This window comes from Actinophytocola sp. NPDC049390, from assembly GCF_044466355.1.
Lineage (GTDB): Bacteria > Actinomycetota > Actinomycetes > Mycobacteriales > Pseudonocardiaceae > Actinophytocola.
Genome location: NZ_JBITMQ010000007.1, coordinates 27,886 through 43,368 on the forward strand (window position 1 = coordinate 27,886; position 15,483 = coordinate 43,368).

Sequence of the window (15,483 nt, forward strand, 5' to 3'; positions counted from 1 at the left end):
CGAACACCCGCGGACGCGCGACCGGCGACCCGGCCTGCCACCGTCAGCCCTCCGGCAGTTCGGCGAGCACGGTCTCGCCGCCGATGGTGCGCTGGCCCGGCTCGACCAGCACCTTCGAGTCGACCGGCACGTAGATGTCCACCCGGGAACCGAAGCGGATCAGCCCGTAGGTGTCGCCGACGGTGACCTTGTCACCCTCCGCGACCTGGCACACGATCCGCCGCGCGATCAGGCCCGCGATCTGCACGACCACGATGTCCGTGCCGTTCTCCGTGGTCAGCAGCAGCGAGTTGCGCTCGTTGTCCTCGCTCGCCTTGTCCAGGTCGGCCGACAGGAACTTGCCCGGCTTGTACACCGCACGGGTGACCACGCCGGACACCGGCGCGCGCTGCACGTGGACGTCGAACACGGACAGGAACACCGAGATCCGCAGGCGCTCGCCCGCGGGCAGGCCCAGCTCGGCGGGCGGTTCGGCCAGCACGACGTGCGACACCGCGCCGTCGGCCGCGGAGACGACCAGGCCGGTGCGGGTCGGGGCGACGCGCTTGGGCTCGCGGAAGAACCAGGCGACCGCGCCCGCCAGCAGGAAGCCGACGACGCCGAGGCGGCGGGACACGCGGCGCAGCAACAGCGCGACCCCCGCGGCACCGAGCGCGAACGGACGCCCCGCCGGGTGCATGGGTGGCACGACGCTCCTGGTCAGGGCGATGAGATGGGCGAGACGGCCCGAGTCTGGGGCCTTCTGGGATTCGGTCATCAACCGGACATTCCTCGCAAACGGGTGCGGCTCTCTACGCACCACGCTACGCCGGTCGCGGAAAGTGATCTCAGGGGAGACCCGCACCGGCCGACCGTGCACCCCCCGACGACGTGCACGTGCCGGCCGGCTGGGCCGGGAATCTCAGCAATGCTGAGCGCACAGTGTATGTGTGCGCACGACTCGTGAGCAATAGCCTAAAGTGCGTCGTCGACTACTGACGGTTGCTGGGTGGCCTCCGCGCGAGCGCCTGGACGACCTGCAGAACGGCCAGCAGCACGATGGCGCCGAGCCCCGCCACGCCGAGGCTCGGGAAGTCGAACTCCCACGTCTTCTCCTCGCCCGTGAAGGCCCGGTAGAGCAGGCCGCCGAGGGCCGCCCCGACCACCCCGACGAGGATGCTGACCAGGCAACCCTGTCGCCTGCGGTACTTCCCGCCCACGACGGCGTTCGCCACCCAGCCGACGATCGCCCCGAACACGACCCACGCGAAGAACCCCACGCGCGCAGCCTACGTGGCGCCGCCGATCAGCAGCACGTCCACGACGTCACCCTCCGCGACCACCTCGGTGTCCTCCGGCACCTCGATGAGGCAGTCCGACGCCGCGAACGACGCGAGCAGATGAGAACCGGGTCCGCCGACCGGAGTAACGACGTCCCCCTCGATGCGCCCACGCCGGTACTGCCGTCGCGCGGACGGCGACCGCAGCTCCGCCGCCGACCGGGCCCGCACCCGCGGCCGCTGGATCACCGTGTGGCCCATCGCCGCGAGCAACGCCGGCCGCAGGAACAGTTCGAACGACAGCGCCGAGCTCACCGGGTTGCCCGGCAGCGTCACGACCGGCAGGCCCTTGAACGTCCCGGAACCCTGCGGCCCGCCCGGCTGCACGGCGACCCGCAGGAACTCCACGCCCTGCCCGGTCAGCGCGTCCTTGACCACCTCGTACGCGCCCGCGCTGACCCCGCCCGAGGTGACCAGCAGGTCCACGTCGCCGAGGTGCTCGGCGACGGCCGCGTGGAACGCCGCGACGTCGTCGGGCACGAACCGCAGCACGGTCGCCTCGCCGCCGATCTCCCGCACGGCAGCGGCCAGCAGCACGCTGTTCGACTCGTAGATCTGCCCGTGGAGCAGCGGATTCCCGGGCGCGACCAGCTCCGACCCGGTCGACAGGACCAGCACCCGCACCGGCCGGTGCACCGGCAGCTCGGCCAGCCCGATCGCGGCGGCGAGACCCAGCTGCGGCGACCCGAGCACGGTGCCCGCGCGCAGCACCGCGTCACCGGCCGTGACGTCCTCGCCCGCCCGCCGGATGTGGGTGCCCGGCGCGACCGGCGCGCGCACCGCCACCCGCTGCACGCCGCCGTCGGTGTCCTCGACCTTCACGACCGCGTCCGCGCCCGGCGGGATCGGTGCGCCCGTCATGATCCGGTGCGCGGTGCCGGGCAGCAACGGCACGATGTCCGTCCTGCCCGCCGGGATGTCGACCGGCACCGGTAGTGCGACCGCCGCGAGCCGCTCCGCGTCCGCCACGTCTTCCGACCGGACCGCGTAGCCGTCCATGGCCGAGTTGTCGAAGGGCGGCAGCGACACCCCGGACACCAGGTCCTCCGCGAGCACCAGGCCGACGCAGTCCAGGGTCGGGCGGAGGGTCACCGGGGTCGGCCGGATGAGCGCGGTGATCCGTGCGCGGTAGTCGGCCACGGAGATCGGAGCGGAGTTCGGCGCGGAGATCGGAGAGTTGGCCACGTACCGCATCCTGCCGGTTCACGGATCGTGCGTGCCAGACTGCACCTCGACCGGAACACGACCACGGAGGGCACGGTGCAGGTCCGCACGCGGCACACCCCGGCGTTCGGCGTCGCTCGGCTGTTGCTGGCGCCAGGAGAGGCGGTCCAGGCCGACTACGCCGCGATGCTCGCCACGAGCTACGGCGTCGTGGTGGACGTCAGAGGCAAGGCGAGCTCGCGGGGCAGATCGGTGAAAGCCGTGTTCACCGCGCCCGCAGAGGGCGGCTGGGTGGACGTCGCGCCCGCGCTCCCCGGCGACGTCTACACGCTCGAACTGGACGGCGTGAACGGCTGGTGCGTGTCGCGCGGCGGCTGGCTCGCCACGCCCGCGACCGTGCGCACCGACCCGAACTGGGCGGGGTTCCGCAACCTGTTCGGCGCCGAGGCGGGGTTCGTCGAGCACGTGTCCGGCGTCGGCACGCTGGTGCTCGCCGCGTGCGGCGCGCTCGACATGGTCACCCTCGACCAGGGCGAGCTGATCACCGTGGACCCCGCCTACCTGCTGGCCTATTCGGAGATGACACAGTCACGGCTGCGTGCGGTGAGCCAGTCGATGCACCAGTCGGTGCGCACCGGGGAGGGGCTGCTGCTGGACTTCGCCGGACCTGGTCAGTTGCTGATTCAGACGCGCAACCCGCGGGCGATGGCGGCACACCTGCCCGGGCCGGGTAACGGTCGATGACGGATAGGCCCAACCCTGCGCGAGCCACACGAGCCGGACGTTAGGCTTTGTCACGACGACGAATGAATGGATGAGTGGTGGCGGAGGACCTCACCGGGCGTCGCCTGGGGCATTACCGGATCGACGGTGTGCTCGGCAAGGGCGGCATGAGCGTGATGTACCGCGCCACGGACATCCGCCTGGGCCGCAAGGTGGCGCTGAAGGTCATCGCGGAACACCTCACCGAGGACCCGGAGTTCCGGGAGCGGTTCGTCGACGAGGCTCGCAACACCTCGGCCATCGACCACGCGAACGTGGTGCCGCTGTACGACTTCGGTGAGGTCGACGGCCTGCTCTACATCGCGATGCGGCTCGTCGACGGGTCCGACCTCGCGTCGCTGGTCAAGGGCGGCCCGCTCACGCCGGAACGGGCGCTCGCCCTGCTCTCGCAGGTCGCCGAGGCGCTCGACAACCTGCACGAGCGCGGCCTCGTCCACCTCGACGTCAAGCCGGCCAACGTGCTGGTCACCAGCCGTGAGTCGACCGCGGAACACGTCTACGTCGCCGACTTCGGCCTGACCAGGCGTGGCGCGACCGGTCACCGCACACGTGGCGGGGACTTCCTCGGCTCGCCCACCTACGCGGCGCCGGAACACCTGCGCGGCGAGCCCGTGGACGCGCGCACCGACGCGTACTCGCTCGCCTGTGTGCTGTTCGCGTGCCTCGCCGGGCGGCCGCCGTTCCAGGGTGCGGTGCCCGAGGTCATCCAGGGGCACCTGAACCGCGAGCCGCCGTCGCTGACCGAGGTGGTGCCGTCGCTGCCGCCCGCGATCGACGAGGTCATCCGCCGCGGCATGGCGAAGAGCCCGACGAACCGGTACGCGTCCTGCCGCGAGTTGATCGCCGCGGCGAAGCAGGCGCTGTCGCAGCCGGTGCGCAGGCCGCCCGCGGTGCCGGTGGGCCAGCGGCCCGGCCCGCAGCAGACGGTAACGCCCACGCAGCCCTTCCGCCCGCAGCAGCCGCAGTCCACGCCGCCGAGCGGCTACCAGCGGCCGCCCATGTCGTCGGCCGAGCCGGTGCGGCTGCGCCCGCCCGTGCCCGCCGGCGCGAGTACGGCGTTCACGTCGTCGGACTCCTCGGACGGGAACCGGTGGATCGCGCCGGTGCTCGTCGGCGTCGTCGCCATCGGCCTGATCGTGGCGGCGATCTTCTTCTTCAACTCCGGTGACCAGCCTTCCGGTCCGGGTGGCGACGAGCAGACGACCACCACGACGAAGAGCGTGCCGTCCATCAAGGTGGGCGACGGCGACTCCGGCGACAACACCGACGAGGACTCGTCCGATTCGTCCGGTCGCTGACCTGCTCTTCTTGCACTCCTGCGGGGAGAGTGCTAAACACGGGGTTGGCACTCGATACGTCGGAGTGCCAAGTCGAGGTCGGGACGGTGAGGCCGGGAGTCCCCGGTCGTCCGTCGCGGGCACCGAGCCTGGCCACGCAACGTGAACTTCCAAACCGGAGGACTTACACCGCAATGGCCAAGTTGATCGCGTTCGACGAGGACGCGCGCCGCGGTCTCGAGCGGGGCCTGAACACCCTCGCCGACGCCGTCAAGGTGACGCTCGGCCCCCGTGGCCGCAACGTCGTGCTCGAGAAGAAGTGGGGCGCGCCCACCATCACCAACGATGGTGTCTCCATCGCCAAGGAGATCGAGCTCGAGGACCCGTGGGAGAAGATCGGGGCCGAGCTCGTCAAGGAAGTTGCCAAGAAGACCGACGACGTCGCTGGTGACGGCACCACCACCGCGACCGTGCTCGCCCAGGCGCTCGTGCGCGAGGGCCTGCGCAACGTCGCGGCCGGCGCCGACCCGCTGTCGCTGAAGCGCGGCATCGAGCAGGCCGTCGAGGCCATCACCGAGCAGCTCCACAAGGCCTCCCGCGAGGTCGAGACCAAGGAGCAGATCGCCGCGACCGCGTCGATCTCCGCCGCTGACACCACGATCGGCGAGCTCATCGCCGAGGCGCTGGACAAGGTCGGCAAGGAGGGCGTCGTCACCGTCGAGGAGAGCAACGCGCTCGGCATGGAGCTGGAGCTCACCGAGGGCATGCGCTTCGACAAGGGCTACCTGGCCGGTTACTTCGTGACCGACCCGGAGCGCCAGGAGGCCGTCCTCGAGGACCCGTACATCCTCCTGTTCGGCTCGAAGATCTCCGCCGTCAAGGACCTGCTCCCCGTGCTGGAGAAGGTCATGCAGGCGTCGAAGCCGCTGCTGATCATCGCCGAGGACGTCGAGGGCGAGGCCCTGGCGACCCTGGTGGTCAACAAGATCCGCGGCACCTTCAAGTCCGTCGCCGTCAAGGCGCCGGGCTTCGGCGACCGCCGCAAGGCGATCCTGCAGGACATCGCCACCCTGACCGGTGGCCAGGTCATCTCCGAGGACGTGGGCCTCAAGCTGGAGAACGCCGACATCTCGCTGCTGGGCCGCGCCCGCAAGGTCGTCGTGACCAAGGACGAGACCACGATCGTCGAGGGTGCCGGTGACGCGGAGCAGATCCAGGGCCGCGTGAACCAGATCCGCAACGACATCGCGAACTCCGACTCGGACTACGACCGCGAGAAGCTGCAGGAGCGCCTGGCCAAGCTGGCCGGTGGCGTCGCCGTCATCAAGGCGGGTGCCGCGACCGAGGTCGAGCTGAAGGAGCGCAAGCACCGCATCGAGGACGCGGTGCGCAACGCCAAGGCCGCCGTCGAGGAGGGCATCGTCGCCGGTGGTGGCGTCGCGCTGCTCCAGGCCGCCGAGGAGGCCTTCGCCGGCCTGAAGCTGACCGGCGACGAGGCCACCGGTGCCGCGATCGTCAAGGTCGCGGTCGAGGCTCCGCTCAAGCAGATCGCCGTCAACGCGGGCCACGAGGGTGGCGTCGTGGTGGAGAAGGTCAAGGGCCTGCCGCAGGGCCACGGCCTGAACGCCGCCACGGGCGAGTACGAGGACCTGCTCGCGGCCGGCGTGCCGGACCCGACCAAGGTCACCCGCTCGGCGCTGCAGAACGCCGCGTCGATCGCCGCGCTGTTCCTGACGACCGAGGCCGTCGTCGCGGACAAGCCGGAGAAGGCCGCCGCCCCCGCGGGCGGTGGCGACCCGACCGGCGGCATGGACTTCTGATCCAGCCAACGGCACAGCTCCAAGGAACGGCCCCGGAAGCCCAGCTTCCGGGGCCGTTTTCTGTGCACGCACCGGGTTTCGCCGCCGAGGGCAACGTCTCGGCGATCTTCCGCGTCCTGTGCGTGTGAGCGACGGTGGTTCCAGACGGCGGCGGTGGCCGCTGGTGCTCGGTGTGGTCCTCGTGGTCGCGGGCTTCGGGACAGGGGGCTACCTCTTCCTCGCCCACTGGCGGCCGTCGCTCGAACCCGGTGAGCGGTACGGGATCGACGTGTCCAACCACCAGGGCCTCGTCGACTGGGACGTGGTCGCCGGGGACGGGATCTCCTTCGCCTACGTCAAGGCGACCGAGGGCGAGGACTGGGTCGACAGGCGGTTCGTCGCCAACTGGACCGGGGCCGCCGACGCCGGGATCGACCGCGGTGCCTACCACTTCTTCTCGCTCTGCACCGACGGCCGTGCGCAGGCCGAGCACTTCCTCGCCGTCGCGGAACCCGATCCGCAAGCGCTTGCGCCCGCCCTGGACCTTGAGGAACTCGTCGGCAGGTGCCCGCAGCCGCCGTCCCGGGAGGCCGTCGCCGGGGAGGTGGCGGAGTTCGTCAAGCTGGTCGAGGACGCGTGGGACCGGCCGATGGTGCTGTACGTCGGCGCGGACTGGGAGGACGTCTACCCGGTGAAGCTCGACCGGCCGCGCTGGCACCGCGACTTCCTGTTCCGGCCCGACTTCGGCTGGCACATCTGGCAGCTGCACGGGTTCGCCGACGTCGACGGCGTGCCCACCCGCGTGGACATCAACGTCATGCGCCCATACACAAGCGCCGCATGACCGCGCCGCGCGCTCTCAAACACCGCGAGTCGCGCTCTCGCGCATACCGAGTTGGTCGATTCGTGCAGGGCTCTCGCCGGTCCGGCGTGTGCACGAAACCGACAACTCGCTATGCCTGGGGACGCGACTCGCGGTGTTCTGGAGCGCGACTCGCGGGGATCAGGAGTCCAGGGGGAGGCACGTGGTGCAGAAGTCCTCGCCGAACGGGGTCAGGTGGATGCTGCGGCGGATGGTTTTCGGGGCGCGGCCCGCCTTCGCCATCGCGGCCTGGACCTCCGGTTGGACCTCCACCACCTGGTAGCGCGACGGCTCGACCTCCTCGCGGGAGAACCACACCAGGCCGAGGCGGAACAGGTTGTTCAGGTAGGCGTTGGTGCGGTCCATGTTCCGCACACCCGCCTGCCGCCCGATCATCGACAACCCCGCCTCGATCAGCTCCGAGCCGATCCCCAGTGGACGGTTGGTCCGCACGTCGACCGTCGGCTGCGGGCCCTCGCGGCACAGGAACCGCACGATGCGTGCCTCGTCCGGGGTCAGTTCGTCCAGGATGCGTTCGAACGCCGGGTGGGTGTCCTCCACGAAGTGCACGTCCGACGACCGGCGCAGCAGCTCCGCGCCCCGTGCCCGCAGCTCGTCCGTCGACGCGTGGTGCTCCGGTGGTACGGGCTGCACGCCGAGCACCGACTGGGCGGCCGATCGCAACTCGGCGCCGAGGTCCTGGGCGATCTTCACCGGGGGCTCGCCCGCCGCGAGCCCGCGCACGACCCGCTGTCCGGTCTGGACGGTCGTGTGCACCATCCACTGCGCCGTCGACAGCCCCGCGTTCGCCGCGATGCGCACCAGTCCCCACGAAGACGCCATCTCACACCCCGAAGATCGCCAGATGGATGAGCCCGGCGCCGACGCCGAGCACCCCGCCGTGCACGAACAACAACCACTCGTCCTGCTTGATGGCCGACCGCAGCAGCTCGTTGAACTCGTCGGAACGCAGCTGCCGCATCTGCCGCGCCACGAACGTCCTGATCTTGCCCGCCTGCTGCCTGCCGAACTCCGTGTCACCGAACACCGACGCGAACTCGACCGCCTCGTGCGCCACCGCGTCGCGGATCCGGTCGTACCGCTCGGTGCCGATGCCGACCCGCACCGCCGACCGTGCGAACCCGACCGCGTCGTCCACGGCTGGCCGCAGCGACGCTTCCAGCATCTGCCGCGTGCGGTCGGATCGCGGCCCGAACAGCAGCTCGTCGCCGATGTTCTTCATGTTGATGACGTCGTCGGAGATGATCTTCGCCATCACGTCGCTCACCTCCGGCTGCCGCTTCAGGAACAGCCCGTGGAACGTGAACGGGCCGACCCGCCGAGGGAACACCGGCTCGAAGATCAGCTTGATGCCGATCCAGTTCGCGACCCAGCCGATCACCGCGCCGCCGACCGGCAGCACCCACCAGTACGGGAACGCCTCCAGCAGGAACACCAGCCCGATGCCCGCCGGGAAACCGAAGTAGAAGCCGAAGTTCTGCATGAACCGCAGCTCCTTGCGGCCCACCTCGCGGAGCATGTCGTTCATCAGCTCCGGGTGCTCCTCGAAGTGCCGGATGACCAGCAGCTTCGCGTCGATGAGCTGCTCGATGTGCTCGCCGAGCTGGTCGGTCAGCCCGCGCACGATCACGGGCAGCCGCTGCTGGATCCGCGCGTGCACGGCCGACTTGATCAGCGGCGGCAGGTCGGCCCACAGCCGAGGGTGTTCGCGCTGCATGATCCGTTCGACCACCGCGCGGATCTCGCCGCGGGCGGTCGTCGCGATGTGGTCGGCGATCTTGTCCGGTTCGAACTCCCGGTAGAAGTCACCGATGCTGCCCACTTTGAGCAGTGCCTTGTCGACGGAGATCGAGGCCATCTTGGACACCCGCGACGGGATGATGCCCTGCCAGCCGAACCGGCCGTCGTGCGTGATCGCGGGGATGACCTGCACGCGGCGCGGCAGGTAGGAGTACAGGAACCGCAGTCCGGGCAGCCGCAGGCCGTGGAACCGCATGGGCTGGAACAGCATGATCACGCCGGTCCAGTTGGTGACGTAGCCGATGATCCCGGTGAACAGCGGGACGGAGATCAGGTGCGTGAGGAAGCGCGAGTCCGCCCAGTCGATCGCCAGGATCATCGTCGCCCCCTAACGAGCACATGATCCGCGATCATCGCTCACTGAATCAACCGGCGCCAAGCAGGATAAACGGCCGTCGCAGGGGGTCGACGACGGTCGCCTCGGCGAGCGCGCGGGCCGGACTCACGCCGGACGCGACCCGCCGGTGGTAGTCGGCCATGGTCTCGGCGAGGTCGGCGGCGAGGTCCGCCACCGCCTGGTTGGCGAGGCGCCGGTGGTAGTCGGTCATCGTCAGCGCGGCCGACCGGTGCCCGACCCGGTTCACGGCCGCGACCACGGTCCGCGACCCGCTCGCGAGCATCGCGCCCGCGAACCCGAGCGGCTCGTCACCGGGCCGGATGTGCGAGAGCGCCAGCTCACACGCGGCGAGCACGATGTGGGTCGGCGGCCTGCGCAGCCGCGCCACCTCGTGCGCGAGCAGGCCGCCGTCGTGCAGTTCGAGACGCGAGAACATGGCGTTGGCGGCCTCGTGCGTGCCGTGCGCGGCGATGTGGACGAGCTTCGCACCGTCCATCGCCGACAGCACCGCGTCGGTCGTCGCGTCGGCACCCTGCAGCACGATCGCGTCCGGGTACACCTCGCACAGCTGGTCCAGTTCGGTCGCCGCCGACGGCAGGTCCGGCCCGCGCACCAGCACGACCGGCCCGTCCTCCGGCGCGACCTCGTCGGCACTGACCCACGCGGTCGCCGACGGCGCCACCGACACCGCCCGGCCCCGCAGCGACGGCAGCGACTCCCACGGCACCGAGTACAACCCACCGAACGGCACGACAACCAGCTCGCGGTCCCCGAGCAGCTCCCCGGGAATCCCGTCCGGCCCGAACAGCAGGTCGTCGAGCCGCTTGATCCGCCGCTCCGCCGACTGCGACACCGCCGCGACGAGCGGTGCCACCAGCTCGTCCGGCGCGAGCGCGTCCAGGTCGGCGTGCAGCTGACGGGCGGTCTCGAGGATGTTCTCCTTGGGACCCAGCCGGACCAGCCGCGTCCGCCCGCCGGCCACCACCACGGCGGCGAGGTCGTCCACCGGCCCGGAGAAGCTGATCAGCGCCCGGTCCCCGAGCCGCTCGACCACCTCGGTGGGCGACGACACCGGCCGCGGCCTGCCCCACTGGGACGTGTGCCAGCCGAGCCGGTTGACCTCGCGCTGCAGCGTCCCGGCCCGCTGCTCGAGCTGCGCCACGGACCGGCCGCCGAGACGCGCCTGCTGCACCATGCGCAGCACCGTCCGCAGCTCGGCTACCCGGTCGGCCAGCTCGGGGTCCTCGATCGCGGGCATCGGCTCGTAGCGGTACACCTGCGCGCGGGTCCGCTCCTGCCACGCGAGGACCCGGCGGGCGTCGGCGTCGTTGCCGGGGCCACGCAGCACCAGCCCGAGCGCGAGCCTGCCGAGTTCCAGGCCGTGCACGGCCGTGCCGCAGACCAGGTCGAGCCCGCCCATCCGGTCGCGCGCGGCGCCCAGCTCGTCGAACCCGGACTTGGCCTGGGCGAGCGCGCTGCGCGTCTGTCCACGTGCGATGGCGAGTTCGGCGCGGCAGAGCCGCAGCATCATCCGGTGGTCGATCGGCGCGGTCCTGCCCGGGGCGGGGACCTGTTCCAGCAGCTTCTCGGCAAGGTCGACGTCGCCGCGGTGCAGCGCGAGCCGCACACCCAGCATCCTGGCCATCGCGGCCTCGTCGGTCAGCCCCGCGCTCGCGAGCCGTTCGGCCAGCGCCACCGCCTTCGCGGGCGTTGCCGTGGCCGAGGCCCCGGCGAGCGTCGCGTCGGCCTCCGTGCGCAGCCGAGTCAACGCGGCGACCTCGGCCCACGCCATGTTGCCGCGCCGGACGAACCGCCGGTGCGCCGAGCCCGCAGACTTGCGGGCCTGCTCGCGGTCGCCCTCCAGCAGAGCGGCGGCGGCCCGCGCGACCTCGGCTTCGGCGAGGTCCTGGCTGATCCGCTGTTCCCGCAGCACGGGCAGCGCCTCGTCGAGCAACTGCGCGGCCTCCTCGGACAACCCGGCCGTGAGCAGCGCGCGTGCCTGGTCGAGCTGCGTTCGCGCGACGAGCCCAGGCGCCAGCTCACGGAAGAGCCGGACCGCCTCCGCGTAGTGCGCGAGCGCGCCGGGGACGTCACCGACCAGCAGCCTGATGTCACCGAGGTTGCTGATGGCCTTGGCCTTCATGATCGGCAAGTCGTGCGCGGTGGAGAGTTCGATGCAGCGGACCATGTCCGCTTCGGCCGCGCCGGGCCGGCCCAGCGTCGTGTAGGCGACGCCGCGGTTGAGCAGCGCCCTGGCGAGCATCTCGGAGTCGCCTGCCGGGCTGTCGAGCGCCTGCTCGAGCTGCCGGATCGCCCGGTCGAACAGCTCGATGGCCTCCGGCACCCGTCCGGCGCGGGTCTGCACGGCGGCGTACTGCTGGTCGGCGAAACCCAGGAGCGCCAGGCGCTCCGGGCCCTCGGCGAGACCGCTGACGAGATCGCGTGCGGTGCCGAGGTGGACAAGCCCGTCGGCGAAGGACACGGTCTCGGCCTGGACCCAGCCGAGCGACAGGAGCACCCGCGCCCGGATCGCGACGACGTCGGCCGAACCGGAATCGACCGGGAGCAGTCGCAGTGCGCGCTGCAGGATCTTGATCGCCTCGGCCGGGCGCCCGGCCGAGGCGGCGGCGACCGCGCGCCGACGTTGCTCAGCGGCCGCCGCGACAGTCGTCCGCAGCACGTCCTCGCGTTCGGCGGTTTTACCGGACGTCACGACCACGGCTGCCGTACGCGATCTGAATTCGAATCACTGACAGCGCACAAGGTAATCATCACGATCCGCGAGGGCTGGAGGTGCTTTCCGTAATGCACAGTACCAACCCCCACGGATCGACCGTGACACTTGCAGGCTGAGTGTCAGTCTTTCGGAGGCGCGCCGCCGTCCATGTGGCCGTTGGTCGTGAACGGCGTCGGCGAACCGCCGTCCATGTGGCCCAGGGTGGTGTGCTCGGTCGAGTCACACTTCTCGCACGGGTCGGTCTTCGGGTCGATCTTGGTGGTGTCAGTCACTTGCTTCTCCCCTCAGCAGGCTTCCTGGTTGCTCGTTAACAAAGAGTCGAGCCGCCACTGTGAGATACAGCAGAATATCTGCCATTTGGGGGAGATGGGGTCTATTCGGGTTACAAATCAACCGTGGGTGTGACTACCGTGCGTGATTGCTCGGCGTTCATGCGTACAAGTAGCTGGGTAGTGCCCCTGGGGACCTCGGTGAGCACGAAGCGGCCGCCCTCGTCGGCGGTCGTGACCGACGAGCCGTGGTCGGCGACGCGGACCTCGACGCCGTGCGCGCCCGCCGGCACGAGCCAGCCGTCGATGCGCTGACGCTCGCCGGTGCGGGTGACGTTGACCATGACGGTCAGGTCGCCGACGAAGAACGTGATGGTGCCCGGCAGACCGCCGCGCACGCCGGCCAGTGGCCGGTCGTCGGCCCACTGCGCGACCTCGAGCTGGACGTGGTGGTCGATGTCGTCGAGTGCCACGGCGAACTGGGAGCGCTCGACGAGGCCCGGCGGTGGCGGGTCCAGCTCGTTCACGAGCCGCGCCACTTCGGCCATCAGGTCGTCGTCAGTGTGGTTCGTTCTCATGATCCACTGTCCCCGTTGTACAGCGAGCGCAGGTTGTTCAGGCAGCGCCCTCGTGTCGGTCCGATACTCCCGTGCGGCATGTGCAGGGCCTCCGCTACCGCGCGGTACTCGGCTCGGCCTGCGATCACGGTCAGCCGCAGCAGCTCCTGGCAGCGCTGCGAAAGCTTGTGGAACGCGGACCACAGCTGGCGGTCCCGCTCGGTCCGGAGCACCTCGTGCTCCGGAGACGGATCGGACGTCGGCGTGCGCTCGGCCATCTCCTGGGACAGCTCCACCGTCCCGCCGGACCGGTGCTGTGTCCGGTTGGCCTCGCGGCGGGTGGTGGTGATCAACCAGCCGGCGAGCGCACGAGGCTCGGTCAGCCGGTCGAGGTGCCTGAGCAGGGCGAGCCACACCGTCTGGACCACGTCCTCCGCGGTCGTGCGGTCTAGGCCGCTGCCGCGGGCGACGTGCCACACCAACGGCGACAGGTCGGCGATGAGCGCGTCGAACGCCTCCTTGTCGCCGTCCCGTGCGGCCAGCATGCATGCCGCGTGCCGGTCCCGTCCCTCGAGCTCAGCCCAAGGTTTGACCATGCTTGCGGTCTGCAGTTCCGTCACCGCTTCCCACCCCGCTTCGAGGGTCGCTTTGCTCGTGGCACCCGCTTATGGTGCCAATCCGTCCCGATCCACGTCACCCCGTGTGGGGTCTTACGTTCAAGAGCGCCGGTAGGTGTCGTAGATACCGACCATTCGGGTGGTTCAGGCAGCTCTCGAGATCAGCAACAGACACGCTCCGAGACCGACGACGAACCCGGCGAGCAGCGTGCCGCACCCGACGCCGACGATACCCCGAAGTGACGTGGAGCGAATGGCGAGCAGGTTCGCCACGATCGCGCTGACCAGCACGAACCCGGCGAAGACGGCGGTCGCGGCGAGGACGGTGCCGGTCAGGCGGCCGACCAGCGCCTCGCCGAAGACCAGCACGAGGAGGAAGACCAGCACGGCACCCGCCAGCGCGAGCGCGGAGGCGAGCAGCACGAGCGCCCGTGCCGTGCCCGGCTGGGAGAACGTTCGCTTGTCCGCCACGCTCGCCGATTATTCCTCCGGCACGACCGCCCAGGCGACCAGGTAGAGGATGGCGCCGGTGCCGAAGCCGAGCAGCGTCGCGGCGACCAGCAGGATGCGGACCAGCGCCGCGTCCATCCCGAACATCTTCGCGATGCCGCCGCACACCCCGGCGACCATGCGGTCGGTGCGGCTGCGGCGGAGCTTGACGGTGGTGGTGTTCATGACTCCAGGGTGTCCGCGGCGGGCTCCTCCGCCATCAGGGATCGCCCCTGAGCGGACCCTGGCGTTTACGCTCGGGGACGTGGTGACTTCCCCTGACGAGCTGTCCTCGGCGCTGGAGTCGGTCGGCTACCTGCCGGACGAGGGCATCGCGACGGCCGCCTTCCTCGCCCAGCGGCTCGGCCGCCCGCTGTTCTGCGAAGGCGAGCCGGGCACCGGCAAGACGTCGCTCGCGGTGGCGCTGTCGCAGGCGCTCGACGTGCCGTTGATCAAGCTGCAGTGCCACGAGGGGATCGACTTCACCCAGGCGCTGTACGACTGGGACTTCCCCCGGCAGTTGCTGCACCTTCGTGCGCTGGAGGCGGCGTCGGGCGGATCGCTCGACTCCGACGTCGCGGAGAAGTCGCTCTACTCGCGACGGTTCCTGCTGGCGAGGCCGTTGCTGCGCGCGCTGGAGGAGTCACCGTGCGTGCTGCTCGTCGACGAGGTCGACCGTGCGGACGACGAGTTCGAGGCGTTCCTCCTGGAGATCCTCGGCGAGAACGCGGTGACCGTGCCGGAGCTGGGCGAGGTGCGGGCCGCGGTGCCGCCGCTGGTGATCCTGACGTCGAACCGGACGCGCGAGGTGCACGACGCGCTGAAGCGGCGGTGCCTCTACCACTGGCTGGAGCACCCGGCGCTGGGCCGCGAGGTCGCCATCCTGCGGCGACGACTGCCGGGGCTGTCGGAGCGGTTGGCCACACAGGTGGCGTCCGCGGTGCGGCGGTTGCGGGAGCTGGAGCTGCTCAAGCCGCCCGGGGTGGCGGAGTCGCTGGACTGGGCGTCCGCCCTGACCGCGTTGGGGAGGACCGAGCTGGACGCCGCCTCGGCCGCCGCCACGCTCGGCGCGGTGCTGAAGTACCGGGAGGACTCGCAGCGCGTGGTCGCGGTGGGACTGGACGCGATCCTGGCCGGGTGACGAAGGACCCCTTCGGAGCCACCCGCGTCGTGACGGGCCGCGGAATATTCGGTCGCGTTTCCCGTTGTGGTGGGCGATAGTTGTTCCGGCATGCCACACCGGAGGAGGACGACATGAGTACTGAGCGCAGGGGGAGCGAGCAGTAGTCGTCGTTCCGACTCCCGGCAGTTGCCCGCGCGGTGGACCGAGTCGCGGTGTCCACCCTGTCGCGGCCACTGCGGCGGCCGTCCCTTCCGTCCTCACAGTCCGATGTGGACGGCCGCCCTCCGACCATCCACCGGTTCCCCGCGCCCGGCCCGCTACCTGGCCAT

The 15,483-nt window shown here is 70.8% G+C and carries 16 protein-coding genes; 5 read left to right on the top strand and 11 right to left on the bottom strand.

What is annotated here, in order from left to right; translation table 11 throughout:
- Nucleotides 1-43: 43 nt before the first annotated feature.
- The 3 genes from ACIBVP_RS20515 to glp form a co-directional block, all read right to left on the bottom strand.
- Nucleotides 44-757, bottom strand: coding sequence for a phosphatidylserine decarboxylase (locus ACIBVP_RS20515; RefSeq protein WP_396107770.1), 714 nt, complete (start codon nucleotides 755-757; stop codon nucleotides 44-46).
- 214 nt (nucleotides 758-971) lie between these two features.
- Entirely contained in the window at nucleotides 972-1,259 is a 288-nt protein-coding gene (locus ACIBVP_RS20520) for a GlsB/YeaQ/YmgE family stress response membrane protein (RefSeq protein WP_396107771.1), read from the bottom strand.
- 9 nt (nucleotides 1,260-1,268) lie between these two features.
- The gene (gene glp, locus ACIBVP_RS20525; RefSeq protein WP_396107772.1) at nucleotides 1,269-2,513 is read right to left on the bottom strand and encodes a gephyrin-like molybdotransferase Glp; all 1,245 of its coding nucleotides are present in this window, start codon (nucleotides 2,511-2,513) and stop codon (nucleotides 1,269-1,271) included.
- Nucleotides 2,514-2,579: 66 nt separating this feature from the next.
- Here glp and ACIBVP_RS20530 point away from each other — a divergent pair, with 66 nt between their 5' ends.
- From ACIBVP_RS20530 to ACIBVP_RS20545, 4 genes are all read left to right on the top strand, one after another.
- Nucleotides 2,580-3,227 (top strand): AIM24 family protein, encoded by a 648-nt coding sequence (locus ACIBVP_RS20530; protein WP_396108154.1) that lies wholly within the window; start codon nucleotides 2,580-2,582, stop codon nucleotides 3,225-3,227.
- A gap of 77 nt (nucleotides 3,228-3,304) precedes the next feature.
- Nucleotides 3,305-4,564, top strand: a complete 1,260-nt coding sequence (locus ACIBVP_RS20535) for a protein kinase (RefSeq protein ID WP_396107773.1) — start codon at nucleotides 3,305-3,307, stop codon at nucleotides 4,562-4,564.
- A 173-nt stretch (nucleotides 4,565-4,737) separates the two neighbouring features.
- Nucleotides 4,738-6,363, top strand: a complete 1,626-nt coding sequence (gene groL / locus ACIBVP_RS20540) for a chaperonin GroEL (RefSeq protein ID WP_396107774.1) — start codon at nucleotides 4,738-4,740, stop codon at nucleotides 6,361-6,363.
- 163 nt (nucleotides 6,364-6,526) lie between these two features.
- On the top strand, nucleotides 6,527-7,186 hold the full coding sequence (locus tag ACIBVP_RS20545; protein WP_396107775.1) for a glycoside hydrolase family 25 protein: 660 nt from the start codon (nucleotides 6,527-6,529) through the stop codon (nucleotides 7,184-7,186).
- A gap of 159 nt (nucleotides 7,187-7,345) precedes the next feature.
- On the opposite strand, the gene ACIBVP_RS20550 is transcribed toward ACIBVP_RS20545, so the two are convergent.
- The 8 genes from ACIBVP_RS20550 to ACIBVP_RS20585 all read right to left on the bottom strand — a co-directional run bounded on the left by ACIBVP_RS20550 (nucleotide 7,346) and on the right by ACIBVP_RS20585 (nucleotide 14,217).
- Nucleotides 7,346-8,047 carry an Abi-alpha family protein gene (locus ACIBVP_RS20550; protein ID WP_396107776.1) on the bottom strand — a complete coding sequence of 234 codons (702 nt, stop codon included), beginning with the start codon at nucleotides 8,045-8,047 and terminating at the stop codon, nucleotides 7,346-7,348.
- Between the two features lies 1 nt (nucleotide 8,048).
- Complete coding sequence (locus ACIBVP_RS20555; RefSeq protein ID WP_396107777.1) at nucleotides 8,049-9,344, bottom strand: hypothetical protein; 1,296 nt, start codon at nucleotides 9,342-9,344, stop codon at nucleotides 8,049-8,051.
- Between the two features lie 46 nt (nucleotides 9,345-9,390).
- On the bottom strand, nucleotides 9,391-12,075 hold the full coding sequence (locus ACIBVP_RS20560) for a CHAT domain-containing protein (RefSeq protein WP_396107778.1): 2,685 nt from the start codon (nucleotides 12,073-12,075) through the stop codon (nucleotides 9,391-9,393).
- 143 nt (nucleotides 12,076-12,218) lie between these two features.
- Nucleotides 12,219-12,371, bottom strand: a complete 153-nt coding sequence (locus ACIBVP_RS20565) for a hypothetical protein (RefSeq protein WP_396107780.1) — start codon at nucleotides 12,369-12,371, stop codon at nucleotides 12,219-12,221.
- 110 nt (nucleotides 12,372-12,481) lie between these two features.
- Nucleotides 12,482-12,946, bottom strand: coding sequence for a carboxypeptidase regulatory-like domain-containing protein (locus ACIBVP_RS20570; RefSeq protein WP_396107781.1), 465 nt, complete (start codon nucleotides 12,944-12,946; stop codon nucleotides 12,482-12,484).
- Nucleotides 12,943-13,545 carry an RNA polymerase sigma factor gene (locus tag ACIBVP_RS20575; RefSeq protein WP_396107782.1) on the bottom strand — a complete coding sequence of 201 codons (603 nt, stop codon included), beginning with the start codon at nucleotides 13,543-13,545 and terminating at the stop codon, nucleotides 12,943-12,945. The genes ACIBVP_RS20570 and ACIBVP_RS20575 overlap by 4 nt, the downstream gene beginning before the upstream one ends.
- A gap of 141 nt (nucleotides 13,546-13,686) precedes the next feature.
- Nucleotides 13,687-14,013 (bottom strand): hypothetical protein, encoded by a 327-nt coding sequence (locus ACIBVP_RS20580; protein ID WP_396107783.1) that lies wholly within the window; start codon nucleotides 14,011-14,013, stop codon nucleotides 13,687-13,689.
- A gap of 9 nt (nucleotides 14,014-14,022) precedes the next feature.
- Nucleotides 14,023-14,217, bottom strand: a complete 195-nt coding sequence (locus tag ACIBVP_RS20585) for a PspC domain-containing protein (protein ID WP_396107784.1) — start codon at nucleotides 14,215-14,217, stop codon at nucleotides 14,023-14,025.
- 79 nt (nucleotides 14,218-14,296) lie between these two features.
- Between ACIBVP_RS20585 and ACIBVP_RS20590 the strand changes: the two genes are divergently transcribed.
- The gene (locus ACIBVP_RS20590; RefSeq protein ID WP_396107785.1) at nucleotides 14,297-15,172 is read left to right on the top strand and encodes an AAA family ATPase; all 876 of its coding nucleotides are present in this window, start codon (nucleotides 14,297-14,299) and stop codon (nucleotides 15,170-15,172) included.
- The last annotated feature ends 311 nt before the right edge of the window (nucleotides 15,173-15,483 follow it).

What these genes read in the sequence shown, in the direction of transcription:
- ACIBVP_RS20515 (WP_396107770.1), bottom strand. Translation starts at nt 757, where the DNA reads ATGACCGAATCCCAGAAGGCCCCAGACTCGGGCCGTCTCGCCCATCTC.
- glp (WP_396107772.1), bottom strand. Translation starts at nt 2,513, where the DNA reads ATGCGGTACGTGGCCAACTCTCCGATCTCCGCGCCGAACTCCGCTCCG.
- groL (WP_396107774.1), top strand. Translation starts at nt 4,738, where the DNA reads ATGGCCAAGTTGATCGCGTTCGACGAGGACGCGCGCCGCGGTCTCGAG.
- ACIBVP_RS20550 (WP_396107776.1), bottom strand. Translation starts at nt 8,047, where the DNA reads ATGGCGTCTTCGTGGGGACTGGTGCGCATCGCGGCGAACGCGGGGCTG.
- ACIBVP_RS20555 (WP_396107777.1), bottom strand. Translation starts at nt 9,344, where the DNA reads ATGATCCTGGCGATCGACTGGGCGGACTCGCGCTTCCTCACGCACCTG.
- ACIBVP_RS20570 (WP_396107781.1), bottom strand. Translation starts at nt 12,946, where the DNA reads ATGAGAACGAACCACACTGACGACGACCTGATGGCCGAAGTGGCGCGG.
- ACIBVP_RS20585 (WP_396107784.1), bottom strand. Translation starts at nt 14,217, where the DNA reads ATGAACACCACCACCGTCAAGCTCCGCCGCAGCCGCACCGACCGCATG.